The 26,579-nt window shown below is 43.2% G+C and carries 26 protein-coding genes; 15 read left to right on the forward strand and 11 right to left on the reverse strand.

Features of this window, described 5'->3' with window-relative positions; all coding sequences use genetic code 11:
- Positions 1–52: 52 nt before the first annotated feature.
- Entirely contained in the window at positions 53–694 is a 642-nt protein-coding gene (locus tag ACM0OY_RS12125) for a hypothetical protein (RefSeq protein ID WP_414569100.1), read from the reverse strand.
- A gap of 633 nt (positions 695–1,327) precedes the next feature.
- On the opposite strand from ACM0OY_RS12125, the gene rpsD reads away from it, so the two are divergent.
- Positions 1,328–1,936, forward strand: coding sequence for a 30S ribosomal protein S4 (gene rpsD / locus ACM0OY_RS12130; RefSeq protein ID WP_190876976.1), 609 nt, complete (start codon positions 1,328–1,330; stop codon positions 1,934–1,936).
- 66 nt (positions 1,937–2,002) lie between these two features.
- Here rpsD and moaA read toward each other — a convergent pair whose 3' ends face one another.
- Entirely contained in the window at positions 2,003–2,989 is a 987-nt protein-coding gene (gene moaA / locus ACM0OY_RS12135; RefSeq protein WP_414569101.1) for a GTP 3',8-cyclase MoaA, read from the reverse strand.
- A gap of 165 nt (positions 2,990–3,154) precedes the next feature.
- Here moaA and ACM0OY_RS12140 point away from each other — a divergent pair, with 165 nt between their 5' ends.
- Complete coding sequence (locus ACM0OY_RS12140) at positions 3,155–4,186, forward strand: hypothetical protein (RefSeq protein WP_414569102.1); 1,032 nt, start codon at positions 3,155–3,157, stop codon at positions 4,184–4,186.
- A gap of 122 nt (positions 4,187–4,308) precedes the next feature.
- On the opposite strand, the gene ACM0OY_RS12145 is transcribed toward ACM0OY_RS12140, so the two are convergent.
- From ACM0OY_RS12145 to ACM0OY_RS12160, 4 genes are all read right to left on the reverse strand, one after another.
- A complete protein-coding gene (locus tag ACM0OY_RS12145; RefSeq protein WP_414569103.1) occupies positions 4,309–4,485 on the reverse strand; it encodes a DUF6887 family protein in 177 nt (58 codons plus the stop codon).
- Complete coding sequence (locus tag ACM0OY_RS12150; protein WP_414569104.1) at positions 4,482–4,658, reverse strand: DUF6888 family protein; 177 nt, start codon at positions 4,656–4,658, stop codon at positions 4,482–4,484. The genes ACM0OY_RS12145 and ACM0OY_RS12150 overlap by 4 nt, the downstream gene beginning before the upstream one ends.
- A 389-nt stretch (positions 4,659–5,047) precedes the next feature.
- The gene (locus ACM0OY_RS12155) at positions 5,048–7,399 is read right to left on the reverse strand and encodes a filamentous hemagglutinin N-terminal domain-containing protein (protein ID WP_414569105.1); all 2,352 of its coding nucleotides are present in this window, start codon (positions 7,397–7,399) and stop codon (positions 5,048–5,050) included.
- 279 nt (positions 7,400–7,678) lie between these two features.
- Positions 7,679–7,957: a hypothetical protein gene (locus tag ACM0OY_RS12160; protein ID WP_414569106.1), complete on the reverse strand. Its 279-nt coding sequence runs from the start codon at positions 7,955–7,957 to the stop codon at positions 7,679–7,681.
- Positions 7,958–8,306: 349 nt separating this feature from the next.
- Here ACM0OY_RS12160 and ACM0OY_RS12165 point away from each other — a divergent pair, with 349 nt between their 5' ends.
- On the forward strand, positions 8,307–8,459 hold the full coding sequence (locus ACM0OY_RS12165) for a hypothetical protein (protein WP_414569107.1): 153 nt from the start codon (positions 8,307–8,309) through the stop codon (positions 8,457–8,459).
- Positions 8,460–8,540: 81 nt separating this feature from the next.
- Here ACM0OY_RS12165 and ACM0OY_RS12170 read toward each other — a convergent pair whose 3' ends face one another.
- The 4 genes from ACM0OY_RS12170 to ACM0OY_RS12185 form a co-directional block, all read right to left on the reverse strand.
- On the reverse strand, positions 8,541–10,997 hold the full coding sequence (locus tag ACM0OY_RS12170; protein ID WP_414569108.1) for a filamentous hemagglutinin N-terminal domain-containing protein: 2,457 nt from the start codon (positions 10,995–10,997) through the stop codon (positions 8,541–8,543).
- A gap of 74 nt (positions 10,998–11,071) precedes the next feature.
- The gene (locus ACM0OY_RS12175; protein WP_414569109.1) at positions 11,072–11,389 is read right to left on the reverse strand and encodes a hypothetical protein; all 318 of its coding nucleotides are present in this window, start codon (positions 11,387–11,389) and stop codon (positions 11,072–11,074) included.
- A gap of 41 nt (positions 11,390–11,430) precedes the next feature.
- Positions 11,431–11,724: a hypothetical protein gene (locus ACM0OY_RS12180; protein ID WP_414569110.1), complete on the reverse strand. Its 294-nt coding sequence runs from the start codon at positions 11,722–11,724 to the stop codon at positions 11,431–11,433.
- A gap of 126 nt (positions 11,725–11,850) precedes the next feature.
- Complete coding sequence (locus ACM0OY_RS12185; RefSeq protein ID WP_414569111.1) at positions 11,851–12,678, reverse strand: carbohydrate ABC transporter permease; 828 nt, start codon at positions 12,676–12,678, stop codon at positions 11,851–11,853.
- Positions 12,679–12,857: 179 nt separating this feature from the next.
- On the opposite strand from ACM0OY_RS12185, the gene ACM0OY_RS12190 reads away from it, so the two are divergent.
- The 5 genes from ACM0OY_RS12190 (at position 12,858) to folE (ending at position 17,720) form a co-directional block, all read left to right on the forward strand.
- Positions 12,858–13,556: an aldehyde oxygenase (deformylating) gene (locus ACM0OY_RS12190; protein WP_414569112.1), complete on the forward strand. Its 699-nt coding sequence runs from the start codon at positions 12,858–12,860 to the stop codon at positions 13,554–13,556.
- Between the two features lie 174 nt (positions 13,557–13,730).
- Positions 13,731–14,750 (forward strand): long-chain acyl-[acyl-carrier-protein] reductase, encoded by a 1,020-nt coding sequence (locus ACM0OY_RS12195; RefSeq protein WP_414569113.1) that lies wholly within the window; start codon positions 13,731–13,733, stop codon positions 14,748–14,750.
- 106 nt (positions 14,751–14,856) lie between these two features.
- A complete protein-coding gene (locus tag ACM0OY_RS12200; RefSeq protein ID WP_414569114.1) occupies positions 14,857–15,837 on the forward strand; it encodes an acetyl-CoA carboxylase carboxyltransferase subunit alpha in 981 nt (326 codons plus the stop codon).
- A gap of 358 nt (positions 15,838–16,195) precedes the next feature.
- Positions 16,196–16,921, forward strand: coding sequence for an SDR family oxidoreductase (locus tag ACM0OY_RS12205; protein WP_414569115.1), 726 nt, complete (start codon positions 16,196–16,198; stop codon positions 16,919–16,921).
- A 91-nt stretch (positions 16,922–17,012) separates the two neighbouring features.
- A complete protein-coding gene (folE, locus tag ACM0OY_RS12210; protein WP_414569116.1) occupies positions 17,013–17,720 on the forward strand; it encodes a GTP cyclohydrolase I FolE in 708 nt (235 codons plus the stop codon).
- A gap of 154 nt (positions 17,721–17,874) precedes the next feature.
- Here the strand turns inward: folE and ACM0OY_RS12215 are convergent, their stop codons facing one another.
- Positions 17,875–18,522 (reverse strand): phosphoribosylanthranilate isomerase, encoded by a 648-nt coding sequence (locus tag ACM0OY_RS12215; RefSeq protein WP_414569117.1) that lies wholly within the window; start codon positions 18,520–18,522, stop codon positions 17,875–17,877.
- 121 nt (positions 18,523–18,643) lie between these two features.
- Between ACM0OY_RS12215 and psaK the strand changes: the two genes are divergently transcribed.
- The 7 genes from psaK to ACM0OY_RS12250 all read left to right on the forward strand — a co-directional run bounded on the left by psaK (position 18,644) and on the right by ACM0OY_RS12250 (position 26,239).
- Entirely contained in the window at positions 18,644–18,898 is a 255-nt protein-coding gene (gene psaK / locus ACM0OY_RS12220; protein ID WP_414569118.1) for a photosystem I reaction center subunit PsaK, read from the forward strand.
- Between the two features lie 426 nt (positions 18,899–19,324).
- Entirely contained in the window at positions 19,325–20,521 is a 1,197-nt protein-coding gene (locus ACM0OY_RS12225; protein ID WP_414569119.1) for a site-2 protease family protein, read from the forward strand.
- Positions 20,522–20,870: 349 nt separating this feature from the next.
- Positions 20,871–22,232 (forward strand): ribosome biogenesis GTPase Der, encoded by a 1,362-nt coding sequence (gene der, locus ACM0OY_RS12230; RefSeq protein ID WP_414569120.1) that lies wholly within the window; start codon positions 20,871–20,873, stop codon positions 22,230–22,232.
- Between the two features lie 76 nt (positions 22,233–22,308).
- Positions 22,309–23,229 (forward strand): energy-coupling factor transporter transmembrane component T family protein, encoded by a 921-nt coding sequence (locus tag ACM0OY_RS12235; protein ID WP_414569121.1) that lies wholly within the window; start codon positions 22,309–22,311, stop codon positions 23,227–23,229.
- A gap of 37 nt (positions 23,230–23,266) precedes the next feature.
- Positions 23,267–24,928: a chorismate-binding protein gene (locus ACM0OY_RS12240; protein ID WP_414569122.1), complete on the forward strand. Its 1,662-nt coding sequence runs from the start codon at positions 23,267–23,269 to the stop codon at positions 24,926–24,928.
- Between the two features lie 367 nt (positions 24,929–25,295).
- Positions 25,296–25,574, forward strand: a complete 279-nt coding sequence (gene pipX / locus ACM0OY_RS12245) for a transcriptional coactivator PipX (protein WP_414569123.1) — start codon at positions 25,296–25,298, stop codon at positions 25,572–25,574.
- Entirely contained in the window at positions 25,571–26,239 is a 669-nt protein-coding gene (locus ACM0OY_RS12250) for a YggS family pyridoxal phosphate-dependent enzyme (RefSeq protein WP_414569124.1), read from the forward strand. Before pipX ends, ACM0OY_RS12250 begins: the two co-directional genes overlap by 4 nt.
- Positions 26,240–26,579: the final 340 nt, after the last annotated feature.

Genomic DNA, 26,579 nt, shown 5'->3' on the forward strand with positions numbered 1-26,579 from the left:
CTATTAGCCAACTCTATAAACCTGTCTTTTCAGCGATTACAAAGCACCTGATTTAATTAGTGCCAGGCTGGGTTGGAATAAGCTGTTGTTGCGTTGGGACTGGCGTAGTTTCCAAACTAGGGCTTGAATCGGTAGGTAATAGAGTCGGTGGTGTAGATGAAGAAACCCCGATAATGCTGCTGTCACTGCCATCGATACAAGTATCTAAAGCCTGGTTAGGAGGAAGCTCGATTTTACTAAGCAAACCAACTACACACTGACCAAAGCGCACGGGTAACAAACTGCGACCACAGTAATTTAAGGCTACTGGATTAATTGCTTCCTTGGTTATTGAACTGACGCCGACTACACAGGTAGCTAACTCTTCAGGACGCCTAGCTCTCCCACAGTAAGAAAGGGCGTCTACGGCTGCAATTTCAGTTTGCTTGTCAATTTTAACGACGCAAGCGCCAAAATCCCTGGGACGTAGTGCATTGGCACACCCTTGTGATGCTGCTTCTGGCGTTATACCGGCCTTCAAGAGACCATCTGCACAAACACTGTAATCATTCCTGTAGGAGGCAGCGATCGCCATATCAGGTAAAATCGTTGTCAACAATCCAGTTATTGCCAAAACTGGTACTGCTAAAATCCCAAAGGTAGAACTGCCTTGTTTGTTCTGACCTCTGCTAACCGCTTTTTTGCTCTTTAACATTGCCATTCTCCAAACACCCAAAGTAATGCTAACTCAAATATCTGAAAAATCCTCAGTAATCAAGCATAATTCAGGATTCAGAACTCACAATTGAGTGGTCACAATCGTTTTGGGTTGAGCATTCAAGCTAGCAAGATCTAGAAAGGATTGATTATCCTATAAATTGTGTTAATATGGGGAATTGTGTTAATATTATGATTCTTTGAAAAAGATACCAGATTTCAAGGAAACTGAAGTACCCAACCTCAGTCTCGTAGCCAAGCAAAAAGCTTGTTTTACTCTTGAATTCTGGCTTGTGAATTCAGAAGTCATAATTCTGACTCTTGACTTCTGGCTTCTGAAGTCTACTCTAAGTAGGTAACGTAAAAAGTATTTCAGAATAATAATACTGCGTAAACCAATCTAACGATTGAGTAGCCTACGAAACCAAATAAACACAAAAAACTAATTGGCAAGAGTACGATACGGCACATCGGAATTCACGCTTGGGGAGAGGATGCCTCTACTTTGGTAAGATACGTCAAACCAACGCAAGCACCTTCGGAGAACCAAGAATCTCCTGATTTTTAATCAGCGGAGTGTCAAAATAGAATGTTTGGGTAAAGTTTAAACAGGATTAGATTAAGGAAACTCATGTCCCGATATAGAGGGCCACGCCTCAGAATTATACGTCGCTTGGGCGACCTGCCTGGATTAACTCGTAAAAGCGCCAGACGTGCTTATCCGCCAGGTCAACATGGTCAGAACCGCAAGAAGCGTTCTGAGTATGCCATCCGTCTAGAAGAAAAGCAAAAGCTCCGCTTTAACTACGGTTTGACGGAAAAGCAACTGCTACGCTACGTGCGGAAAGCCAGACGTGTTACTGGTTCTACCGGACAAGTGTTGCTGCAATTGCTAGAAATGCGTTTGGATAATACCGTTTTTCGCCTGGGTCTAGCTCCAACGATTCCAGCGGCTCGCCAACTGGTTAATCACGGTCACATTACTGTTAACGGCCGTGTAGTTAATATTGCCAGCTATCAATGCCGTCCTGGTGAAGTGATTGCTGTCAGAGACCGGGAACAATCACGCAAGTTGGTGGAAAATAACTTGCAATATCCTGGTTTGGCTAACCTCCCCAGTCATCTGGAGTTTGACAAAAATAAGTTGGTTGGTAAAGTCAACGGTGTTATTGAGCGGGAATGGGTGGCACTACAAGTTAACGAACTACTTGTGGTGGAATACTACTCACGACAAGCGTAATAGTCATTTGTCCTTAGTCATTTGTCCTTAGTCATTTACAAAGGACAAATGACAAATGACCAATAACTAACCGCCAATTTGCGACATAGTACGGGTGTATGCACCCTTGATACCAGAGTCGCGTGCCTTAAAGTTGATTTCTGGCTTGATTCCCAGTAAACGTCTCACCTGCTCTTGTAGTTGAGCAGTACTAGTACCGGAACGCAGGGCAGTTTTCAGGTCAAGTTGACCAGTTTCATTCAATAAACACGGACGCAGCCAACCATCAGCACTCAGGCGCATCCGGTTGCAACGATCGCAAAAACATTCCGACATCTGACTAATAAATCCCAGGGTTCCCTTCGCCCCAGGAATTTTAAACACATCAGCAGGTCCGGCACCACGAACCTGGGATTCTGTCAAGCCCCAACGTTCCCGGATGCTTTGGCGTAAATCGGCTGAAGATACCCAACCGCGATCGCCAAACAAATTTAAATTGCCGATGGGCATAAATTCAATAAATCTCACATGCCACTGTCTATTTATTGTCAGGGCAGCTAAATCTAAAACTTCGCTATCGTTAACGCCAGGAATGACTACCACGTTCAGCTTCAGTGGGTCAAATCCCACTTCATAGGCAACTTGAATACCATCCCAAACTTGTTGCCAACGAGAACGACCGCGATTACCGATAATTTGGTCAAAAGTATCGGGGTCGAGAGAATCGAGACTAATATTAATGCGTCGCAGACCTGCATCGTAGAGGTCTTGTGCCATCGAGGCAAGCAAAAACCCGTTGGTGGTCATTGACAAATCTTGAGTTTGGGGGAAAGAGGCGATCGCACTTACTAAATCTACTACGCGGGGACGTAATAATGGTTCACCACCAGTCAAACGAAAGCGGCTAAAACCAAGAGGAATAAATACCTCTTGTACCAAGGTGAGCAGTTCTTCATCACTCAACAGCTGTTGCTTGAGAATATAGTCCAGTTCTACTCCCTCTGGCATACAGTATTGACAACGGAAGTTGCAGCGATCGATTAAACTAATCCGGAGGTAGTCTACCTGGTTCATTGTTTTTATTTTTATTGTCTTGGAATAATTAAAAACACCACTGAGGTGGTTTACCCCCTTCTTCTATTTTGTTGTAATTGAAAATACCGTCTTATCCCTTAAGTTAGAATTCACAGATTGTGGCATAATAAGCCGGTCGCATATACTACTGGTTAGCCATCAATCGTGCAAGATACCGACTCCATCAACGACCTTGCTGCTGCTTTGCAACAGCCAGCAGATCTCACCTTTGAACTGCCCGATCCAGAAGATGAACAGATTCTAGAGTCAGATTTTCAACAGCAGCTGGAAATAGCTTGGCAGGTATGCGATCGCTTCGATCTGCAAACTGAAATCTGGCGGGGGCGAATTTTACGCGCCATCCGCGACAGAGAAAAAATTGGTGGTGATGGACGCGGTACGGGTTTTCTCAGATGGCTAAAAGAGCGGGAAATCAGCAAAAGTCAAGCTTATGCCTGGATTCAACTGGCTAATAGTGCTGATACCCTTTTAGAAGAAGGCAAACTAGACCCCAGCGCAGTGAATAACTTTAGCAAACGGGCATTTGTCGAAACCTCCAAAGCCGTCCCAGAAGTACAACACATGGTGAGTGAAGCCGCCCAAAAAGGCGATCGCATTACCAGACGGGAAGTGCGACAACTCACCGATGAATGGACAGCCATGTCCTCAGAATTACTACCCGAACCAGTCAGAGCAAAAGCCGCAGATAATACGCTTCCGCCGCGCTACATTGCCCCTCTGGTAAAGGAAATGGAAAAACTGCCAGAATCGCACCAAAAGTTTATCCAAAAGGAAATAGCTGCCAATCCTGATGTAGATACCTTAAAACAGGTAACTACAGAAGCGCGTAATTTAGCAAAATACCTCAAAGGGGCTGCTCAAGTCCAGGCCCTAGCGCAGGAAAATATTGATATCGAAACGGCTTTAGAAGAAGCGCAAAGAGTAGGCTGTTTGAGTATTGCTGCCGATCTAGTCAATCAAGCGTCTCAAATCGAACAAACCATCGCCAAACTGTATATGACTTGGAAACGTATCGGCAATTTGGCAGATAGATTATATGTAGATACTGGCGCAAGTACACCTAACTTGCGATCGCTCCTCAGTTGTTTAGAACCTCTGGGTGGCGAAATCATGGAATTGCAACTGAGTGGCACCACAGAACACACTGTACGTTTGCAAATTCAGGAGACGAATTAGAAATGGGGCATCCCTTCGGCTTCGCTCAGGGCAAGTGGGCATGGGGGATGATGGGGTGATGAACGTAGTTTCACCCCACCTCCTTATCTCCTCATCTCCCCCGCCAGCCCTCGACCGCTCTGCTAGGATGCCATTCTCTTTTTTATTTCCTCTATTAATTGTTCTGTAGTCTTGACTACTACACGTCCAGGCTTTGACCTAACAATTTCCATATAGTGCTGAAATGCATCTTCATCGTCAGGGTGTCCAATCACGTATTTTCTCAGTTCTGCTTCGCTAAGGCTTAAATAGTCATTCATTCTATTATTTTCTCCCCATTACTAAGAATTTCTACTTGGATAGATTCACCAATCAAAATTACGATTCGGTTACTTCTCTCATCAAATCTCACCAGGGTTATGTCACGAAATAAATTGCTAATGCGAACGCAAAAATCAAAAAATGCTTCGAGTTGCTCGACGGTAGGTTTCATTAGTTATTGTTCACTTTCCGGTTTTTGCTTACTTAGGTGCTAACTTGGTTGAAAAATAAGTTTGAAACCCTTGTTAGGCTAGCATAACAGCCATTATTTTCTGCTTTTTGGGTTAGATGACTGAAATTAAGGCTATAAGCACCTGTAAGCCTTGATGTCTTAGCCACTTCAAAGCTGATGCCGTGTTTGTTGAGATTTAAACTAATTTTTTAGTTATCCCATTCAAATTCTAGATTCATGCCCCGATCTGAGGCTACTTGAAATGAAATTACAAGCTGTGGGGAAGGACGAGGAATTGCGTAGGCGTAGCCAGGTTTAGGCATCGCGCATATCCCCAAAGTTAGGAGAATTTAATGTCGATCCAGAGAATTTTTAACTTCTCTCAAATTCTAATTAGCAGCGCAAGATGCAGCTGTAAGCGATGAATTATGGGGCGTTGCAGTTGGTACTTGAGCAACCAGAACCACGTTACCATTAGCATCCGTTACCCATCCTTGGGCTTCGACAATTTCACTAGGTTCGTTGACAGAATTCACTTTTTGTGATTTTGTATTCTGCTGCTTTTTAACAACTACTCTATTGTTCATCCCGTCAGCACGATTATCACTTTCTGGATTCAGTGTTATCCAATCTGCCAGGATTGCATCAGCCATCAAAGGCTGTGTGGGATCGGGTGTTGTTCCTCCACGTCCAATGTTATTAAATGAACTCCTGGCCATTTTTGCACCAGAACCACAACCAGCAGCTATTTGCTGAGAAGGATCGACTAGATTTTGCGGCAATTCCACTAATCCCTTACTGGGGTCAACATCTGGTGAGTTGATTTCTACTGTGCCATCTAATAAAGGGTTAGGGTTTTGCTGAGAAAACGCCGTGATATCATTTGTTGGCAGGTTATTCGGGTTGATTTCGCCTGTTGGGTCAAGCCTCTCTACGTCTGCACGGGTGCGCGTCACAAATCCAAAGATGCCTTTAGTGGTGATTGTGATTTTGCCACCAGAGCCAGAGAAAGCGTTTGCAGTGATATCGCTATTTCCAAAGGGAGGGGCGACTATGAAGCCATTTGGTGCGTTGATTCTGATATTACCCCCATCTCCATTACCCCCTGCATTAGTGGAGATTTGGCTGTTGCGGCGCGTCAGTAATAAGTCGCGCACCTGTAGCGCAATGTTACCACCTTGGCCTGACTTACTATTAGATGTGAGTTTTCCTCTGGTGTCTAAAAGGATGGAGTGAGCAGTTATATTTAGATCGCCTGCTTGACCTAAATTGGGTGAAGCCCCTAAGTAGGGAAATGTGGATAATTCACTGTTCACAGCTATTACAGCCTGACCTTGGACTATTAATTTTCCTGTGGTGATTGTCACTTTCCCAGCATCTCCCAAACTGTTAGTCAAAGCAATCAAGCTGCTAGTACGACCATATTTTGAGGTTCCAAATAGTACTACAGACTCAGAAGCGTTCACAGTTAAATTTCCCCCTTCTCCTGTAGCTGGTAACAGTTTGAAGCCTTCATCACTGCGGACTAATAGTCCACTGGACTCTGTTGTTATGTTTGCTCCATCTTGGATAAGTAACCTTCTAGTATTTAGTGTCATATCACCAGCCTTTCCGGCTGCGCCAGTTGAAGTAGATAATATACTAGGTTGATCGATACTAGGAGAGGCAAAGGTACTAATTACCTCCACTGACTCAGAGGCGTTCACAGTCAAATTTCCTCCATTACCCTTGCCTGTAGTAGCAGTGGATACTTGTGCACCATCCCGAATGATTAATTTCCTAGCGGTAATTGTTAAGTTTTTGCCATCTCTCACACCCATAGTTTGGCTTCTTAAGCGCACACGAGAACCAATTAATTCCACAGAATCGCCCTGCACCTGAATACTGCCACCGCTATCTTTGCTACTACCGTCCACGATAGATGCAATTTCAGAACCGTCAACATTTCGCTGGATTAGTCGAATGTTCTGAAAATTCTGGACATCTTCATATCCCAACACCCAGCCTTGATTCGTTGGGTTGAGTTTGACTAGGCTATTACCAGCAACACTTCCTAGCTCAATTCGTCCCGACGCCGCTGTTAAATTTCCACCTTCCAGCGTTATCTCACCGCCTACAAGTGCCAGGGTTTTATCTGGCTGCACTTGTAAACCAACGGATTGATTAAAGACAGTAGTTGCACCATTTGGTCTTGCTTGAGATTGATTGCGGATGGGAGCCGCAGTAGTTCCGAATTGTAAGCCAGTGGGTACACTTACTGTTAGCAGGGGTGTAGTTTGGGGATCTGTGGCACTAAACTTTGTGCCATCGGCAAAGTTCAAACTACTTGCGGTACTCGCTACAAATGAACCGCCAATTTGTAAAGAAGCATTGTTACCAAAAATAATCCCGTTGGGATTAACTAGAAATAGGTTAGCTGTGCCGTCTGCTTTGAGGATGCCATCAATATTAGAAATAGACTTACCTGTGACACGGCTAATAATGTTTTGAATATCTGTAGGATTTTGAAACTGAGCGGTAATCCCTGTAGGTACAGAAAATTGCTCAAAACTGTGGAACAGATTGTTTCCTACTTTGGTTCCACCTTGAATAATTGTGATATTACCCTGTGGTGTAACCTGAGAATTATTAGGTAGGGTACTATCCTGGGTAATTTGGGCAATAGCTGAATTTCCGCAGAAAGCTATTACGCCATATACTGCAAATCCTAGACTTTTAAACCAGACCCACAGATTACTCATACTTGATATTGTACCGCTCTAAAAAAGCATTAATTACTAAACAATAGTGATGATAGCAGTACAACACTGTTCATTGATGTCAACTTAACGTAAAAGCGCAGTCTGACAAGTTATTGCTATTTACCTAAATTTACAAAGTTGCACACTTGTAAACAGTATTTAGTAGAGATAAAACAGTGTTATATCTCTACTAAAACTTGTGTTATATGTAATTACAAATGGCGTTATTACCTTTAATTTTAAGAAATTGAGATAATAGCAATTAAGTTGATAATACTGTTAAGGATTAGTACATATATAATCACCATTATACCAACCACAACTCTTTAGCTCTTTCTTTTTAGGTAGAATTACTTCTGCACAATCCTCAACACCCTTTTCTCCATTAGCATCATGTAATTCAGTTTTATGAAGGTCTATATTACTTTGCAACTCATGATAATTATCTTCTGATATATCATCATTTTGGCTTACATCACTTAATTCAGAGTTATTCAAGCTCTGATTAGTTTCCTTTTGAGTATCATCTGTTAACACTTGTGTGTTTTGAAAATTCATAATTTTTGCTCTTCTTGCAGATTGGTAGACGTGTTAATTTATGTTGTAATGTACTAATTTAACGTGACTTCGATTAGTACAGTTTGGCAATGAACGGAATTAAAGATACAGAGTCTAGACTGGTACGATCGCCTTAACTTTCTAAAGCTCTTGCGAACTCCCATAATTATGACTTCACCTTGACTAGTAATAATTACGCATTGTTTAACATAACTTCATATATTTTTCTTGGATTTCCTTAAAGCATTGATGAATCTGCTTGCTAACTGTTCTTGATGCAACAACTATAATTGATACCTCCTCTAATCTCTCGCTGAGTAAAAGAGTAGACAAAATAAGGTGTACGCCGATGTTTGTTGTATCGGTGTTGGAGATGATGAAACAAGCATCTCATCCATACATGAGTTTTAGTACAAGGAGCGATCGCTCCTTTCAACCTCATAACCAACAAGCGATCGCTTGTTTCAAAGCGATTTCATGTAGCATACATCTAAATTTCTAATCAGTTTTTTATTTTTTATCAGAGTTTATAAACTTTCGCTTTTGCACACAATTAATAAACGTTAGTCAACAAAGCCAATTTTTAATTAGCAGGACAAGATGCAGCTGTGAGCATCGAAGTATGAGGCATCCCAGTGGGTACTTCAGCAACCAAAACTACGTTACCATTGGCATCGAATATCCATCCTTGGGCTTCGACAATTTCACTAGGTTCGTTGACAGAATCCACTTTTTGTGATTCATCTATATTGCGCTGCACTTGAATATTTTTATTCTCGATTCCTTCAGCACGATTTTCAGTTTCTGGATTTAGTGTTATCCAATCTGCTAGCACTGCATCAGCTATCAACGGCTGTGTAGGATCGGCTAATGTTCCTCCGCGTCCAGTGTTAGTAAATGAACTCCTGGCTGCTATGCCACCAGAACCACAATCAGCAGCAATTTGCTCAGAAGCATCTACTAAATTTCTTGGTAGTTCCACTAATCCTTTACTGGGGTCTACATCTGGAGAGTTGATTTGTACTGTGCCACCTAATGAAGGATTTTGTTGAGAAAATGCCGTGATGTCACTTGTTTGTAGGTTATTTGGGTTTATTTCTTGTGCATCTAACGTTTCTACGTCTGCACGGGTGCGGGGGAGAAATCCAAAGATGTTTTTAGTGGCGATCGCAATCTTACCACCAGGCCCAGAGAAAGCATTGGCGGTGATATCGCTATTTCCAAAAATAGGAGCGACAACAAAGCCATTAGGTGCATTGATGGTGATGTTACCGCCAGTTTTATCACCCCCGGCGTTAGTCGATATTTGACTTCTACCGCGCATCAATAATACATCCCGCACCTGTAAGCTAATATTTCCGCCTTGACCTGATTCACTATTAGATGTGAGTTTTCCTTTATTGTCCAGCAAAATAGAGTTAGCAGTTATATCTAAATCCCCTGCTTTACCTAAATTTTTTGGATCTCCTCCCACATAAATGACATTCTTTCGAGCTTGGCTGTTGACAGTTATTGCAGCTCCATCTTTGATAATCAATTGCCCTGTTCTTACCGTTAAGTTTCCTCCATCTCCAGGGCCTTCAGTCCTGGAAAATAAGCCACTGACCCTAGAACCATTTGGGGAAGTTCCTATTAGTTCAATAGACTCAGAAGCGTTCACCGTCAAATTTCCTCCCTTTCCTGTAATTGGTGTAAATTCGTTAAGCTCAAATCTATAAATGCCTTCAGAACTTGTTGATATTCTTGCTCCTCCCTGAATACGCAACTTTCCAGTGTTGATTGTTATGTTGCCAGCATTTTGACTACCAAAAGTTTCAGTAAATAATCCGCTGGATACCATATCACTACCATCTGGCAACATAGAAACAGAGAAGCCGCCGAGCAGTTCTACTGAATCTGAGGCGTTGATGGTCAATTCCCCCGGTAATCCTGAGCGAGCATTGAAAATTGATACTTGCGCTCCATCTTTGGCAATGAACTTTTTAGTAGTGATATTTATAGTTCCAGAGTTTCCGGCCTTAAAAGTTCCAGTAGCTAAGAACGCATTTTTTCCAAGTTCCACAGATTCCGTAGCATTAACTTCTATATGTCCTCCCGTTTGCATTCCGAAATTAAAAGCAAAGATGTATGAACCGCCTACCAGCACACGTTTGCCTTGGAGGTAGATATTACCGCTACTTTCGCCACTGGTATCTACTGTAGAGAAAAATTTATTTGACTTGATGAATTCGATATTTTGAAAATTTTTAACCCCATCGTATCTAAATGCCCAAGCTTGATTTACTGAACTCACAGTGACCAAACTATAAGGAGCAACGCTTCCTAATTCAATTCTTCCTGCATTTGCAGTTAAATTTCCACCCTCTAGTGTTATGTCACCGCCAATCAGTGCTAACATTTTTCCTGGCTGCACCTGTAGACCAACAGCTTGCCCAATGCTGTTAGTTGCACCTTTTGGACTTGCTTGGGATTGATTGCGAATGGGAGCCGCAGTTGCTCCAAATTCTAAGCCAATGGGAGCGCTTACTGTCAGCAATGGTGCAGATTGAGGAGCTGTAGCACTAAATTTTGTACCATCAAAAAAATTTAAACTACTTGCCGTACTAGCTACAAATGAACCACCAATGTTTAAAGAAGCATTTCTACCAAAAATAATGCCGTTGGGATTAATTAAAAATAGGCTGGCAGTACCATTGGTTTTGATAATGCCATCGATATTAGAAATGGAATTGCCGGTGACTCGGCTGATAATATTGTGAGTATCTATTGGATTGTTAAAATACGCTGTAGTTCCTTCAGAGACAGAAAACTTGTCAAAGCTGTGGAACAAGTTTTTCCCACGAATTGCTCCTCCATCAATCTGCTCTATGGACTGACCATCAATTAACTTTGGTGTAACGATTGAACTTTCAACTCCAAGGGTGTCATCCTTTTGAATTTGGGCTAAAGCAAAACCCTCACAGTAAGTGAGTACTCCAGCAATTGCTAGAGTACTCACTATCCCTAATTCCCAGTACAAGCTGCTTCGATTTTGAGACATTATGAACTTGCGCTCAAAAAATCAGAGTCACTGACTAGGATAAACTTTTTACAAAAACTAAATTATTAAATTATTTAGCAGTTGCAACCTAACTGGCTACCAGTTGAAGGGCAAGGGATACACCACGCTTTTTTAACTAACACAATTTCTTCTTTTGGAGTTGTGGCTAATAACGCATTAGGTTGCTGTTCATCAACTGCATCATCAGATTTAAGTTGATTGGGGTCAAGATTAAACTGCCAATAAACTCTCAAAACTCTATCTTCTAATATGCCGTACTTTTCAAGTAGTGAGTTGAAGTCAGCGTTTTTTAGGGTTTCATCAAATTTTTCCTGAATCTCATTTTGTAACTGCTCTAATCTTTGAGGGTCTAAGATGGGTTGAGAACTCATGAGTGCTTGGGTTCCTGAATGGAATATGTATATTTATTGGTTCAGGTTGCCCTGTAAGAATTACGCACCCTGTAATAAAAGTTGACATTTTCTTGTGGATTTCCATTAAGTATTGCCATTGTCATGCGATGCAATGCCATTGTCAGTCGATGCAATGCCATTGTCACGCGATGCAATGCCATTGTCATGCGATGCATTGCCATTGTCACGCGATGCATTGCCATTGTCATGCGATGCAATGCCATTGTCATGCGATGCAATGCCATTGTCATACGATGCAATGCCATTGTCACGCGATACAATGCCATTGTTATGCGATGCAATGCCGTTGACATGATTGTGAGGCATTTTTGGCTGAAGACGCGATGAATCGCGTCTCTACAAGTTGTTTATTTGTCGGATTCTTTTTTGAAATTGGTATTAAACTCGACTCAAAGGGGGTTAGTCAATAGTCAACCTGCCTAATTCTTAATCCCTGTCGTGGCAATACCTTGAATAAACTGACGTTGACCAATCAAAAATAATACCATCACTGGAACTGTGGCTATTGTTACTGCTGCCATCATCAAAGGCCAATTATTCGTAAATTGCTCCTGAAATTCAGCTAACGCTAACTGCACCGTTCTTAATTCCGGCCGTGTGGTAAACACTAAAGGCTTAAACAAATCATTCCATTCGCCGATGAAGGTGAACAAAAACAGTGTTAATAACGCCGGACGAGCTAAAGGTAACATTACTCGCCACAAAATTTGGAGTCGGTTCGCCCCGTCTATAGCTGCGGCTTCTTCTAACTCCAAGGGAATTGTCTGGAAATATTGACGTAACAAGAAAATACCGAAACCGTTGACCGCAGTGGGTAAGATTAATGCCCCATAAGTATTTATCAGGTGTCCCCACTTCAACACCAAAAAAATCGGAATTACCAACAATTGAAAGGGAATCACCAAAGTTGCCAAGACAACCAACAGCAGTGCTTGGCGTCCCCGAAACTTCAGCCGTGCGAGGGCGTAACCAGCTAGAGCAGAAGTGAGAATCTGAAACGCTGTCACAGCGATCGCTACCAAGGTAGAATTAGCAAACGCCAGTAAAAATTTACCTTGCTGCCATGCAGCCTGGTAATTTGCTAAAGACCAGTTATTTTTGGATAAATCTTTCGCAGTTGCCATCGTCGGTGCAAAGGAGGTGAGAAAGACCACAAACAGCGGTAGTAGAACGATAAATGCTCCTAGCAGTAACACTACTAGGCTCAAAAAATCCCCAGATTTGAAATTCCACTTCGGTTTAGACATGAGTTGCAAAGCATTGCATTTGTTTCTCTAGTACTAGAGCATCGACCCCAGCAACAGCTAACCTATAAACATAGTTACTTGTTAAGTTAAATTAAACCACAATGATTATTACCCTGTGTTCATAGGGTAAATTGAATCCTGGTGTCAAATAATTCTTTCTTTACAGGAGAAAACATACCATGCAGCAGCTTGCAGACCAATTTCAGGAAATTGATTTTAAGAGTGAAAAATACAAAGACGCTTATAGCCGGATTAATGCCATTGTGATTGAAGGGGAACAAGAAGCCCATGAAAATTACATCCAACTAGCTCAACTGCTGCCAGATTCTGAAAAAGAATTGATTCGTCTATCCAAGATGGAAAGTCGCCACAAGAAAGGATTTGAAGCTTGTGGACGCAATTTACAAGTGACCCCAGATTTGCAATTTGCCAAGGAATTTTTCTCTGGATTACACCAAAACTTTCAAACAGCCGCCGCCCAAGGCAAAGTCGTCACTTGTTTATTGATTCAGTCTTTGATTATTGAATGTTTTGCGATCGCAGCATACAACATTTACATCCCCGTTGCTGATGAATTTGCCCGTAAAATCACTGAGGGAGTAGTCAAAGATGAATATAGCCATCTCAACTTTGGCGAAGTTTGGCTCAAAGAAAACTTTCCCCAATCTAAAGCTGAATTAGAAGAAGCAAATCGCCAGAACCTCCCACTTGTTTGGAAAATGCTCAACCAAGTAGCGGATGATGCAAAAACTTTAGCAATGGAAAAAGAAGCTTTAATAGAAGACTTTATGATTCAGTACGGTGAAGCATTAAGTAACATCGGGTTCAAAACTTTTGAGATTATGCGCTTGTCAGCCCACGGACTCACAGCCGCTTAAAAAAGTTAGGAGTGAGGAATAATTCAGTGAAGAATTAGTTAGAGTTACACTCCCAACTCCTAACTCTCAACTCCTAACTTTTGTACAGACGCGATTAATCGCGTCTCTACTGCTAACTCATAACTCCCAACTAATTCCACGCGCTCAAGACAGCACAAGGCTAATAATCATTACATGTTTGGTCTAATTGGACATCTGACTAGTTTAGAACACGCTCAAGCAGTAGCTCAAGAATTGGGATACCCAGAATATGCCGATCAAGGGCTAGACTTTTGGTGCAGCGCCCCGCCACAAATTGTTGATAATATCACTGTTACCAGTGTCACTGGACAGAAAATTGAAGGACGCTATGTAGAATCTTGCTTTTTGCCAGAGATGCTAGCTACTCGTCGCATCAAAGCAGCAACGCGTAAAGTGCTTAACGCTATGGCACACGCACAAAAACATGGCATTAATATTACGGCCTTAGGCGGATTTTCCTCGATTATTTTTGAAAATTTTAAGTTGGAACAGTTTAGCCAAGTCCGGAATATCAAACTAGAGTTTGAACGCTTCACTACAGGAAATACCCATACTGCCTATATTATTAGTCGGCAGGTAGAAGAAGCATCAAAACAGCTAGGAATTGAACTCTCAAAAGCAACAGTCGCTATATGTGGTGCAACAGGCGATATTGGCAGTGCAGTTACACGCTGGCTAGATGCGAAAACAGATGTCCAAGAACTTCTACTGATAGCCCGTGACCAAGAACGTCTCAAAGAATTACAAGGCGAACTGGGACGAGGAAAAATCATGAGTTTGACCGAAGCACTGCCCCAAGCTGATATTGTAGTTTGGGTTGCCAGTATGCCCAAAGGCGTGGAAATTGAACCTACTGTTTTAAAACAACCATGTTTGTTGATTGATGGTGGTTATCCTAAAAATTTAGCAACAAAAATTCAACATCCCGGTGTATACGTGTTAAATGGTGGGATTGTAGAGCATTCCCTGGATATTGACTGGAAAATTATGAAAATCGTCAATATGGACGTACCAGCACGCCAGTTGTTTGCTTGTTTTGCCGAATCGATGTTGTTGGAATTTGAGAAGTTGTACACGAACTTTTCATGGGGACGCAATCAGATTACCGTAGACAAAATGGAGCAGATTGGTCGGGTATCAGTGAAACATGGATTTAGACCGTTGTTGGTTTAGTCATTGGTCATTGGTCATTGGTCATTAGTCATAAGTCATTTGCTTTAGACAAAGGACAAATGACTAATAACAAAAAATAGATAATTCGTAACTCATAACTCCTACGATGGCAACTACTGAACGTAAACCGCTACTGTTGGATTTTGAAAAGCCTCTAGCTGAACTTGCAACCCGAATCGATCAAATTCGGCAACTTGCTGAAGAAAATGGCGTCGATGTTTCTGGTCAAATTCGTCAACTAGAAACACGGGCTATGCAGCTGCGTGAGGAAATTTTTAGTAGTTTATCCCCATCCCAGCGATTACAAGTTGCTCGTCATCCGCGCCGTCCTAGTACTCTCGATTACATTCAAGCAATTAGTGATGAATGGATGGAGTTGCATGGCGATCGCTGTGGCGGTGACGATCCAGCTTTAGTTGGTGGTGTCGGCCGTTTGAGTGGACAACCTGTGGTCATGTTGGGCCATCAAAAAGGTCGCGATACCAAGGACAATATTGCTCGTAACTTTGGTATGCCTTACCCTGGCGGCTACCGTAAAGCATTGCGGTTGATGGAACACGCCAACAAGTTTGGGATGCCGATTTTAACTTTTATCGACACGCCGGGAGCTTGGTCTGGGGTGGAAGCCGAACACCAAGGTCAAGGAGAAGCGATCGCTTACAACTTGCGGGAAATGTTTTGCCTAGATGTGCCAATTATCTGCACAGTCATTGGTGAAGGTGGTTCCGGTGGCGCACTCGGTATCGGTGTTGGCGATCGTCTACTGATGTTTGAACACTCAGTTTATACAGTTGCTACCCCCGAAGCCTGTGCCGCCATTTTGTGGAAAGATGCTGGCAAGGCTCCCCAAGCTGCCGTCGCTCTAAAAATTATTTCCCATGACCTGAAAAATTTAGGGATTATTGACCAGATTTTGCCAGAACCCATCGGTGGCGCTCATTCCGACCCTTTAAAAGCCGCTACCACTCTCAAGCAAGTGCTGTTGGAAAATTTGGAAGAACTCAACCGTTTAACTGCTTCAGAACGCCGACAACTGCGCTACGAAAAATTCCGCAAAATTGGTGTTTTTACTGAAGTTGCCCATTAATAGCAAGGCATAATGATTAATTAGCCGAGTAGCAATGCTATAATTGCCTATGGTGCTTAAAGATTTTTAACAATCTCATGAGCCATAGGCATTCGTATGTTTGGTAAATCTACTCAATTCAATTGAGTGGATTTTGTATTATTAAGTAATTTGGTTTGAGTCTACGGGGTAGTTCTCAGGTGATGATTTGTAGTCTTTACTGGGAAAACCCACAATACACCAACTATTGCACTGCATAATAGCAGTTGCTCTATGAAAATTATCGGATTTTTAGATTCCTTTAATCTATCAAAACTCAAAGATGAGAATAATTGGGTAGTGAAAGGCTTTGGGAATTGCCAAAAAATTGGGAGACACCATGAGTGCTGAGCAAAAACGACGCGCCTTGATTACAGGGGCAAGTAGTGGAATTGGGAAAGCAACAGCTTTAGCCTTTGCCAAGGCGGGAATAGATGTAGCCTTAGTCAGTCGTTCTTTGGATAAATTGGAGGCCCTCAGAGAAGCCCTAGAGCATACTGGGGTAGAAGCGAAAGCTTACGCTTTAGATTTAGGGCAAATCTCGCAAGTCAAAGAAAAGATCCAAGCGATCGCCCTTGACTTTGGTGACATAGATATTTTGGTAAACAATGCTGGCATAGGATATACAGGCAGCTTGAGTGAAACTCCCCTCTCAGATTGGCAGCAAGTAATTGACCTGAATCTCACCAGTGTGTTTCAGTGTATTACGGGGTTATTGCCATCAATGCGCGATCGGGGCAGAGGCACAATTATCAACGTCGCCTCTATTGCCGCCAAGCAAGCATTTCCCAACTGGGGAGCATACAACGTCAGCAAAGCCGGTTTGTTATCCCTATCTCAAACCTTGGCACAAGAAGAACGCGCCCACGGCATTCGTGTCACAACCATATGTCCTGGCGCAGTCAATACCGAAATTTGGGATACAGAAACAGTCAATGCCGATTTAGATCGTTCCAAAATGTTAACCCCAGAAACTGTAGCCCACTCAATTCTCCACACAGTTTTGTTACCACAACAGGCAGTTATCGATGAATTGACCATAATGCCCAGTGCAGGCGCACTTTAATTTGTCGTTTGTCCTTTGTTCTTTATCTAAAGCAAATGACCAATGACCAATGACCAATGACCAATGACCAAACCATAACCAAGACTCAATCATGACTATCGCTAGTTCCAACGGTTCCAATTACTCCCAATCGCCTTTAATTTCTGACTTAGCAGAAGCCATAACTCCAAGACCAGATCGCAATACTCACAATGGGCGACAAGCAGATTTGTTCCAGCCAAAAGAGGAACAGATGGAGCAGATGATGGACGCCGTGCGGACACTAATATTAGGCGTTGGAGAAGACCCAGAACGCGAAGGACTCCTGAAAACACCCAAACGAGTAGCCGAGGCAATGCGGTTTCTAACCAGCGGCTACAACCAATCTCTCGAAGAGCTCGTCAATGATGCGATCTTTGACGAAGGGCATAACGAGATGGTACTAGTCCGAGATATTAATTTCTTCAGTCTGTGCGAACATCACATGTTGCCATTTATGGGTAGAGCGCATGTTGCTTATATTCCTAATCAAAAAGTTGTGGGACTGAGTAAGCTAGCCCGGATTGTCGAGATGTACTCCCGCCGCTTGCAAGTACAGGAGAGACTAACCCGCCAAATTGCCGAGGCGATTCAGACCATTCTCGAACCTCAAGGCGTCGCCGTTGTCATGGAAGCTAGCCATATGTGCATGGTGATGCGCGGAGTCCAAAAACCAGGGTCTTGGACTGTTACTAGCGCAATGGTTGGTGTATTTCAAGAAGAACACAAAACCCGCGAAGAATTCTTTAACTTGATTCGCCACCAAGCAACGTTTATTTAGGGAAGGGGCATTGGGGAGCCACTGCGTTGGGCGGCTTTGCCGACTTGAAGCAAGTGGCGTCATGGGGCATTGGGCATAGGAGGTGTGGGAAGTGGGGGAGGTATGCGAGGATGGAGAAGAAAGAAATCTTTCTCCCCACACTTCCCCATCCCCCTCATCCCCCCACTCCCCACTCCCCACTTCCCAGTCGCTCAAACAAGAGTGCTACCTTATCTAAATCCTTATCTCCTGGTGCGCGTTCCACACCACTGGACAAATCAATGCCGCTAGGATTTACCTGACTCAAAGCTTGCACAATATTATCTGCTGTTAGTCCCCCAGCTAAAAACCAAGAGCGATTCGGACTAAATCGCTGTAACATTGTCCAATCTAAGGTTTTGCCTGTACCACCCAGTTGTTGAGGATGGTAGGCATCTAGTAGTAAGGTATCTACGTAATTTATATAATCAGCCGTTGTCTGAAGATGCTCAAAACTGCGAATCCTAAATGCTTTCAGGATTTCCGCATCGGGCAAAGCTTGACGTAATTGGTAGCAAAATTCTGGTAATTCATCACCGTGTAACTGGACCCCAGTTAACCCAGAATCAACAACTATTTGCTTGATTTCAGCAATGCTAGCGTTGGCAAAAACGCCAATTTTGTCAATATTTTCTGGTAATTGTGCGACTGCTGCTTGAATTTGTAATGTCGTAACGTAGCGAGGTGACGTGGGCACACAAATAAATCCTAGTGCCGTTGCGCCAAGAGAGGCGATCGCCATAGACTGCTCTGGTTGAGTGATACCGCAAATCTTAACGCGCATGAAAATTTCACAAATTTAAAATAATCAACAGAAAAGTCTAAACTATCTCAAAAACTTTTGCGCCTGCTAACTTTATAATCTTTTAGGTCTACATTAAGTTTTCCATTTAGGAGACAAAAGCTTGATTTCATCTAATTTACTAGCAGTAGCAGCATCTGTTCCTCCAACACCCGTGTGGAGTCCCACAGTAGGAATTATCATCAGTGTTAGTAGTTTAGTAGTTCTTTTGCTAAGTACTAGGATTGAAAAACCCCTAGTTGGCCCCAAGTTCCCTATATTGCCTGTAAGCATTCCAACATTCGTTGCTGCGATGGCTTTCGGTCATATCATTGGTGTTGGCATTGTTTTAGGACTAACTAACATCGGTCGTCTATAGGTTTGGAATTACAGAAGCCTTGCTTTTAACGTTGCATTAACAATTCCGGTTCTTTCTCTAAACAAGAGGAACGAGTGAGCATCACCCAGTCAGGCTGAGTTTAGTTGCTCTAACTGAGGATAGAGGTTGCGAACTACTCATGGTTGTCTACGGCTGAACCATGAGTAGTTTATTTGTCTATTCTAGAAATTAGAGCATTTGATAACTGAGCATCAATTCAGTAGACCTCTTGCAAAATTTCCTTTTGCAAGAGGCAGGGAAAAGGTTAAAGGGCAAAGGGAAAATCCCATCCCTTTCCCTGTTATCCCTTACGCTTTTCCCCACTTCTGCAAAAAGTGTAGTGATGCTTGGAATATATATTTACCAAAATTTACGAAATATTACGGTGTAGGAGCTATTAGAAATATCCAGTTTTAGGACAATATAATGCAAACAAATTGGAAAATTGGGTCTTTATTTGGAATTCCCCTGTTTTTAGACCCGCTGTGGTTCGTGATTTTAGGGTTGGCAACTCTGAATTTTGGGGTAGCTTACCAAGAATGGGGGAATGTTGTAGCCTGGAGTGCAGGAATAGTTATGGCACTGCTGCTATTTGCTTCCGTGTTGTTACATGAGTTGGGTCACAGCTTGGTAGCCCGATCGCAAGGCATTAAAGTTAACTCTATTACCCTGTTTTTGTTTGGTGGCATCGCTGCCATAGAAGAAGAATCTAAAACTCCAGCACAGGCGTTTCAAGTAGCGATCGCTGGCCCTTTGGTGAGTATCGTACTATTTTTCCTGCTCCGTTTAGTAGCCAGTGTTTTACCTGATACTAGTGCAGTTAGTATGATGGTGGGAGATTTGGCAAGAATTAACTTGGTATTGGCACTATTTAACATGATTCCTGGTTTGCCTCTAGATGGAGGACAAGTGTTAAAAGCAGCACTATGGCAAGTAACAGGTAATCGTTTCCAAGCTGTACACTGGGCTGCAAGAGCAGGACAAATTTTGGGTTATGGTGCGATCGCTTTAGGATTTGTCATAGATTTCTTGACTAGGGAATTAGTGCTTGGTTTGTGGGTCGCACTATTGGGTTGGTTTGCTGTCCGCAACGCTAACAGCTATGACAACGTGACCACACTGCAAGAAAGCTTATTAAAAGTCGTGGCGGCCGATGCCATGACCCGCGACTATCGAGTAGTTGATGCTGACCAGACATTGCGTTCCTTTGCCGATTTATACCTATTGGAAACTGCTCCTCTACAAGTTTATTTTGCTGCTTCTGATGGACGTTATCGGGGTTTGGTTGCCATTGACGATTTGCGTGTAATTGAAAGGAGTCAATGGGAAACCCAAACCGTACACAACATCGCGCACCCCTTGACAGAAATACCTAATGTTGCCGAATCCACACCTATAGCTGAGGTAATTAACAAACTAGAAAATCAGCAGTTATCTTGGATTACTGTACTTTCTCCTGCTGGTGCTGTAGCTGGTGTCATTGACCGGGGAGATATTGTCCGGGCGTTAGCGCAAAAATTAAATTTGCGGATCGCAGATGCTGAAATCAAGCGTATCAAACAAGAAGGTAGTTATCCCCCTGGGTTGCAACTTGGGTCAATAGCAAAATCCACTGAAAATTAAGCGTCATACCTTCGTCATAGTTTTGCAATGGATTTGTCAAAAACCTGTGTGATATTGAATTTGGTATTTGGTTACAAAATGCTTTTTTTGGGTTCGAGGTAGGGTCACCTACCTTTTTTTCTTGTCTTGAAAAAGGGCATGGGGCATGGAAAAGAAGATGGGGAGCAGAGGTGAAGGATAGCTGTTTTCCCTCTGCCCCTCGGCTCCTTTGCCCCTTATCTCCCCATGACGCCACTTGCTTCAAGTCGGCAAAGCCGCCCAACGCAGTGGCTCCCCAATGCCCTATGCCCCACTCCCCTCATATAATGTAAGTATGTGATATACTACGTCTCTCACTTACCCTGGTTTTATGGGACTGCCAATTGTTGCTATTATCGGACGCCCAAATGTGGGCAAATCTACCCTGGTTAATCGTCTCGCCGGGGAACAAACGGCGATTGTCCATGATGAACCGGGAGTGACACGTGATCGCACTTACATGGACGCTTACTGGAGCGATCGCGAGTTTTTAGTGGTAGACACTGGTGGTTTAGTGTTTAACGATGATACCGAATTTTTACCACTGATTCGCCAACAGGCAATGACAGCCCTCGCAGAAGCCAGTGCTGCGATTTTTGTAGTCGATGGTCAAACAGGCCCGACATCGGCAGACCAAGAAATCGCTACCTGGTTGCGCCAACAACCTGTACCCGTGCTATTAGCTGTCAATAAATGTGAATCTCCAGAACAAGGCGTAATCCAAGCTGCTGAATTTTGGGAATTGGGATTGGGCGAACCTTATGCCATCTCAGCCATTCATGGGAGTGGTACAGGAGACTTGCTTGATGAGTTAATTATTCACATACCCGCTGCTGGAGAAATCCCAGAAACTAACGAAATCAAAGTTGCAATTGTGGGACGCCCAAATGTGGGCAAATCTAGTTTACTCAATTCTTTTGTTGGTGAAGAAAGAGCAATTGTCAGCCCGATTTCCGGTACTACCCGAGATGCAATTGATACCGTGGTTGAACGGGACGGACAAACTTATCGCTTGATTGACACCGCCGGGATTCGCAAAAAGAAACAAATAGAATACGGCACAGAATTTTTTAGTATTAACCGAGCTTTCAAAGCAATTCGCCGCGCCGATGTGGTTTTATTAGTACTTGATGCCCTAGATGGGGTCACAGAGCAAGACCAAAAATTAGCTGGGCGGATTATCGATGAAGGTCGAGCTTGCATCATCGTGGTTAATAAGTGGGATGCTGTGGAGAAAGACTCTTACACCATCTACGACTACGAAAAAAGTCTGCAAGCACGGTTACATTTTACTGAATGGGCAGAAACAATCTTTGTCAGTGCCTTGTCAGGACAACGGGTAGACAAAATTCTAGATTTAGTGAAAACGGCGGCGGAATCACACAAACGCCGAGTCAGCACATCAGTTATTAACGAAGTATTAACAGATGCTGTGAGTTGGCATTCACCACCAGCATCTCGTGGCGGGCGTCAGGGCAAGATTTATTATGGTACGCAAGTGAGTACCCAACCGCCAACCATCGCCTTATTTGTCAACGATGCCAAACGGTTTAACGACAACTACCGCCGCTACATTGAGCGACAATTCCGGGAACAGCTAGGATTTAAAGGTAGCCCCATTCGTTTACTCTGGCGGAGTAAAAAAGTTCGTGATGTTGAAAGTGGTAGTGTTAATCGAGCAACACGCGTGTAATAATCGTCGCTTGTTATTAGTCATTTTTCCTTGACCTAATGACTAATGACTAATAACTAATGACTAATGACAAAACATGGATTTACTGCGATCGCTACCACTTGGACTTTATTTAGAACAACCCCAAACTTGGTTGCATAAAATCGATCCGCGAGTCAAGTTTGCTTGGTTGATGAGTTTCTTAACCAGCTATGTATTAGCCAACAACTATTGGCGGGTGCTGTTGGTGGTAATATTGATCCTTGCTACCTTATTTGCAAAAATTCCCCCACGAGTATGGCGGCAGCAAATGGGTTGGCTGTTAATGCTATCATTTTTTGTTCTAGCGATCGCAGCCATCAGTCCCGATGCAATGGGTGTAGATTATCAGCCACGCCTGCCAGCAAATGAACAAATATTAACTCAGCCAGCAAACTCCAATAATGTAGTTGAAGAACAAGCAAGCGATAAGCAAAAATACAGCTACGTGCTATTTCACAAAGGTCCAGTCAGAGTGACTCGCCGCTCTTTGGATTTGGGAGTTAGTCTGAGTTCGATTATATTTACCGTGATTTACAGTACCAACCTGTATTTACTGACAACTGCACCAGAAGAAATCACATCTGGCATAGAAAGCTTAATGCAACCCCTACGGCGTCTGAAGTTGCCTGTTACAGAAATTACTTTAACTTTAACTTTATCTTTACGCTTTATTCCTTTAGTTTTAGAAGAAGTACAAAACTTATTTCGTTCTGTAATGACAAGGGCAATTAATTGGAAAAAGTTGGGATTAAAAGGAGCATTTAAGGTTTGGATGACAGTGGCAGAGAGATTGTTAGATAATCTGCTCTTACGAGCTGAACAAATGGCGAATGCAATGATGGTGCGGGGTTTTACCAGTCCCAACGAACATAGAGTGCAGTGGCACGACTTACGATTAAAAACCCTTGACTGGTTTGCCATTGCAACTTTAGTCTTATTCTGGGGAATACGGCTAGCTGTAGGAACTAAAGTCTAATTTGCCACCCTTGAAAATAGAAAGTTTCTAATATAGTATGACCAAGGCTTGGTATTGGCGATCGCTACCCTTAGAAAAGCGCACAGGTTCCGAAGTTTTTGCTGCCTTGTTTCGCCCCAGTACCCTAATGGGAATTGCTACCTTACTGGAAAGTCCCTACCCAACGCCAATCGAACATCCCCAGCTCAGTCGATATTCTATATGTGCAGGTGCTCCTCGTCTAATCGATGGCGTTACACAAATGTGGACACCAGCACTAGGACAGGTTTTCCCCTTTCTAGAAAAATTGTTGCAGCAAACGGTGGAGGAGAATGAGGTAGAATTTTCTTCCTTATCTTCTCAATCTCCCTTATCTTCGCCATCTCACCTCCCTTTCAGCGGTGGTTGGTTGGGTTGGCTAGGCTACGATATTGCATGGGAAATTGAACAGCTACCCGCTAAAAAAATTGATCCCCTACCATTTCCTGTAGCTTTTTGGTACGAACCAGATTGTTTTGCCGTTTTAGATCACGCCGAACAAATTCTTTGGTTAGCAGCCAGCAATCTGAGTGGACTCAATGAATTAGAGGAAAAATTGCAGAACAGACCAAGCGATGAGGGAGATGAGGGACAAGCAGAGGAGCAGGGGGCAGGGGGCAGAGGGGAGGAGCTTCTCCCCTGCACCCTGCACCCTATACCCCTGCCTCTTCCCCATAACGCCACTTGCTCCACTTGGGGAAACCCCAAGACCGCAGTGGCTCCCCCATGCCCAATCCCCCATACCCCATCTCCTCCTCTTTTTTTGACATCCCAGGCAGATTATGAAACAGCTGTCAACCAGGCGAAAAAATATATTCAAGCTGGAGATATCTTTCAGACAAATCTTTCATTGCGATTTCAAGCTTCTACAGCGGCTTCTGGTTGGCAAATTTACCAAGCTTTGCAAAAAATCAATCCTTCTCCTTTTGCTAGCTATTGGCAAACGCCTTGGGGAGAAGTCATGAGTTGTTCGCCGGAGCGGTTGGTATTGTTGCAAAATCGACAAGCCGAAACCAGACCGATCGCCGGGACGCGATCGCGTGGCACAACCCCACAACAAGATATGCAACTGGCACAAGATTTACTCAGCAACACCAAAGAACGTGCTGAACACATCATGCTTGTGGATTTGGAACGCAATGATTTAGGGCGAGTTTGTGAGTGGGGGAGTGTTGTTGTAGACGAATTACTGACAATTGAGCGATATAGCCATGTGATGCATCTTGTCAGTAACATCAAAGGTACTTTAAAAGGCGATCGCACTACCACTGATTTGATTCGCGCCACCTTCCCAGGTGGCACAATTACAGGTTGTCCCAAAATCCGTTGCATGGAAATTATCGAAGAACTAGAACCTGTGCGACGCAGCTTATTCTACGGTTCCTGCGGCTATTTAGATTGGCGCGGCAATTTAGACTTAAATATCTTAATCCGCACCCTGCTACTAGCCCCTGTGGATGAAGCTGGACGAGATGGGGGAGCAGGGGGAGCAGGGGGAAAAATTAGTTCCTCATCCCCCTCATCCCCCCACCCTCCACTCAACATTGTCTGGGGACAAGTCGGCGCGGGAATTGTCGCAGACAGCGATCCTGAGAGAGAATGGTATGAATCTCTGCACAAAGCTCAAGCACAACTGGCAGCACTGAAAATGCTGAATAATCGACAAGGGAGTGGGGAGTAGGGAATGAGGCATTGGGATTGCTGAGCTGTGAGTGAGCAATTAAAAGTTATTCTCCCAGTCCCCAATCCCCATTCCCATCACTTATTTTGCTCCATTAGCCAACAGTTGTGGCAGTATGGAAAGAAGTTAGAAAATTGGCTGCTTGCACTTGGGAAGTTTATCGGGTGTTTTCCCTTGCTAAGCCAAGCTTTCAACAACTTCCGCCTCACTACCGCTAGCTTAATTTGCTCACTTAAAAACTAGATCAAGGTCTTCAAAACCACAGTTTCGCATTTTAAGAAAATATTCTGACGAATGTTGGTATTATCGTCTGAATGTTTGGAATGAACTGCGAAAGCATATACATATCCCCCACCTTGACTATTAAATGAATCCAGAAAACGCAGAAACTTACATAAATCATCCAACTTGGGGTTTACTTTACAAGATCTGTATGGTTGATGAGAGCCAGGATCTGTTCACGACACTTTATGCCCAGCGTTTATTTTTTTTGGTGGCAAATGACATTAAAGGTGTTAAGTTCCAGCCCATAGGACGCACCGAAGCTAGAATGATGTTGGAAAATCGCTTGCGTACTCTGCGTCGCAGTGGGCAATCTCAGGAGTACGATCAGCTTCAGAGTGTTTTCCAACGCACCTTCCAATGAGCAGTTCGATTTACGAACGTATTGTTACCATTCGCTCCTCGCTACCAACTTCAGTCAGATTGATTGCTGTTAGCAAGCAAGTTCCTGCTGAGGCGATTCGCTCTGCCTATACCGCAGGAATTCGTGATTTTGGGGAGAGTCGTATCCAAGAAGCCAGCATTAAACAAGCCCAGTTGCAAGACTTATCGGATATCACTTGGCACTTTATTGGACATTTGCAAACCAATAAAGCCAAAAAAGCCATTGAACAATTCCATTGGATTCACTCCGTAGATAATTTAAAGCTGGCAGTGCGCTTAGAACAGTTGGCGCAACAGCTAGGAGTGAGTCCCCAAGTTTGCTTGCAAGTGAAAATTCTTCCCGATCCCAACAAATCGGGTTGGAGTGTGCCAGAACTTTTGGCTGATTTACCCGCCCTCAATCAATGCAAAACTTTACAAATTCAAGGTTTGATGACAATTCCGCCTTCAGGACTAGATAATGCCGAAATTCTAAGTGTGTTTAATCGATGTCGCGAACTGGCAAAAGAAATCCAAGAGCAAAACTGGTCGCACATTAAAATGCAGCACTTGTCTATGGGTATGTCAGGCGACTACGAACTGGCAGTGCAAGCAGGCGCAACGATGGTACGATTAGGAACAATCTTGTTTGGCGATCGCCTTTAGCACGCTAGTTATCAGCCTTGTGGTGAAGTATTAATTAGAGATCAGGGTTTGATGACAACAATTTTGTAACAGACTGGTGCAATTGGAAACAAAGGATATAGTATTGACAAGAGCAATCGCCAAGTAAAATTCGGGTAAAAAGAACTTTCCTTCGGACAAACCTTAGGATATAATCTTGACTCATTATTATGTTTAGGCGATGACAGACCTTGCTAAAAGTGTCTGTTCATCGTCAAAGCCCGTAGTATAGGCTACAAGTAGCAATATATTTGCTGAAGTATCCACCTATGTAGCGATCGCAGATGGCTAAATAAATCCTAAGCCAAGTCAATACCGACTA

It is taken from the genome of Nostoc sp. CCY 9925 (assembly GCF_963920935.1).
Taxonomy (GTDB): domain Bacteria; phylum Cyanobacteriota; class Cyanobacteriia; order Cyanobacteriales; family Nostocaceae; genus Nostoc.

Excerpts from the sequence above, each read along its gene's own strand:
- ACM0OY_RS12240 (WP_414569122.1), top strand. The coding sequence starts at position 23,267 with ATGACCAAGGCTTGGTATTGGCGATCGCTACCCTTAGAAAAGCGCACA.
- ACM0OY_RS12125 (WP_414569100.1), bottom strand. The coding sequence starts at position 694 with ATGTTAAAGAGCAAAAAAGCGGTTAGCAGAGGTCAGAACAAACAAGGC.
- moaA (WP_414569101.1), bottom strand. The coding sequence starts at position 2,989 with ATGAACCAGGTAGACTACCTCCGGATTAGTTTAATCGATCGCTGCAAC.
- rpsD (WP_190876976.1), top strand. The coding sequence starts at position 1,328 with ATGTCCCGATATAGAGGGCCACGCCTCAGAATTATACGTCGCTTGGGC.
- ACM0OY_RS12175 (WP_414569109.1), bottom strand. The coding sequence starts at position 11,389 with ATGAGTTCTCAACCCATCTTAGACCCTCAAAGATTAGAGCAGTTACAA.
- ACM0OY_RS12225 (WP_414569119.1), top strand. The coding sequence starts at position 19,325 with ATGCAAACAAATTGGAAAATTGGGTCTTTATTTGGAATTCCCCTGTTT.
- ACM0OY_RS12145 (WP_414569103.1), bottom strand. The coding sequence starts at position 4,485 with ATGAATGACTATTTAAGCCTTAGCGAAGCAGAACTGAGAAAATACGTG.
- ACM0OY_RS12165 (WP_414569107.1), top strand. The coding sequence starts at position 8,307 with ATGTTTGTTGTATCGGTGTTGGAGATGATGAAACAAGCATCTCATCCA.
- ACM0OY_RS12160 (WP_414569106.1), bottom strand. The coding sequence starts at position 7,957 with ATGAATTTTCAAAACACACAAGTGTTAACAGATGATACTCAAAAGGAA.
- ACM0OY_RS12200 (WP_414569114.1), top strand. The coding sequence starts at position 14,857 with ATGGCAACTACTGAACGTAAACCGCTACTGTTGGATTTTGAAAAGCCT.
- ACM0OY_RS12185 (WP_414569111.1), bottom strand. The coding sequence starts at position 12,678 with ATGTCTAAACCGAAGTGGAATTTCAAATCTGGGGATTTTTTGAGCCTA.
- ACM0OY_RS12180 (WP_414569110.1), bottom strand. The coding sequence starts at position 11,724 with ATGTCAACGGCATTGCATCGCATAACAATGGCATTGTATCGCGTGACA.
- ACM0OY_RS12205 (WP_414569115.1), top strand. The coding sequence starts at position 16,196 with ATGAGTGCTGAGCAAAAACGACGCGCCTTGATTACAGGGGCAAGTAGT.
- ACM0OY_RS12215 (WP_414569117.1), bottom strand. The coding sequence starts at position 18,522 with ATGCGCGTTAAGATTTGCGGTATCACTCAACCAGAGCAGTCTATGGCG.
- ACM0OY_RS12155 (WP_414569105.1), bottom strand. The coding sequence starts at position 7,399 with ATGAGTAATCTGTGGGTCTGGTTTAAAAGTCTAGGATTTGCAGTATAT.
- ACM0OY_RS12150 (WP_414569104.1), bottom strand. The coding sequence starts at position 4,658 with ATGAAACCTACCGTCGAGCAACTCGAAGCATTTTTTGATTTTTGCGTT.
- der (WP_414569120.1), top strand. The coding sequence starts at position 20,871 with ATGGGACTGCCAATTGTTGCTATTATCGGACGCCCAAATGTGGGCAAA.
- ACM0OY_RS12235 (WP_414569121.1), top strand. The coding sequence starts at position 22,309 with ATGGATTTACTGCGATCGCTACCACTTGGACTTTATTTAGAACAACCC.
- pipX (WP_414569123.1), top strand. The coding sequence starts at position 25,296 with ATGAATCCAGAAAACGCAGAAACTTACATAAATCATCCAACTTGGGGT.
- ACM0OY_RS12190 (WP_414569112.1), top strand. The coding sequence starts at position 12,858 with ATGCAGCAGCTTGCAGACCAATTTCAGGAAATTGATTTTAAGAGTGAA.
- folE (WP_414569116.1), top strand. The coding sequence starts at position 17,013 with ATGACTATCGCTAGTTCCAACGGTTCCAATTACTCCCAATCGCCTTTA.
- ACM0OY_RS12250 (WP_414569124.1), top strand. The coding sequence starts at position 25,571 with ATGAGCAGTTCGATTTACGAACGTATTGTTACCATTCGCTCCTCGCTA.
- ACM0OY_RS12195 (WP_414569113.1), top strand. The coding sequence starts at position 13,731 with ATGTTTGGTCTAATTGGACATCTGACTAGTTTAGAACACGCTCAAGCA.
- ACM0OY_RS12170 (WP_414569108.1), bottom strand. The coding sequence starts at position 10,997 with ATGTCTCAAAATCGAAGCAGCTTGTACTGGGAATTAGGGATAGTGAGT.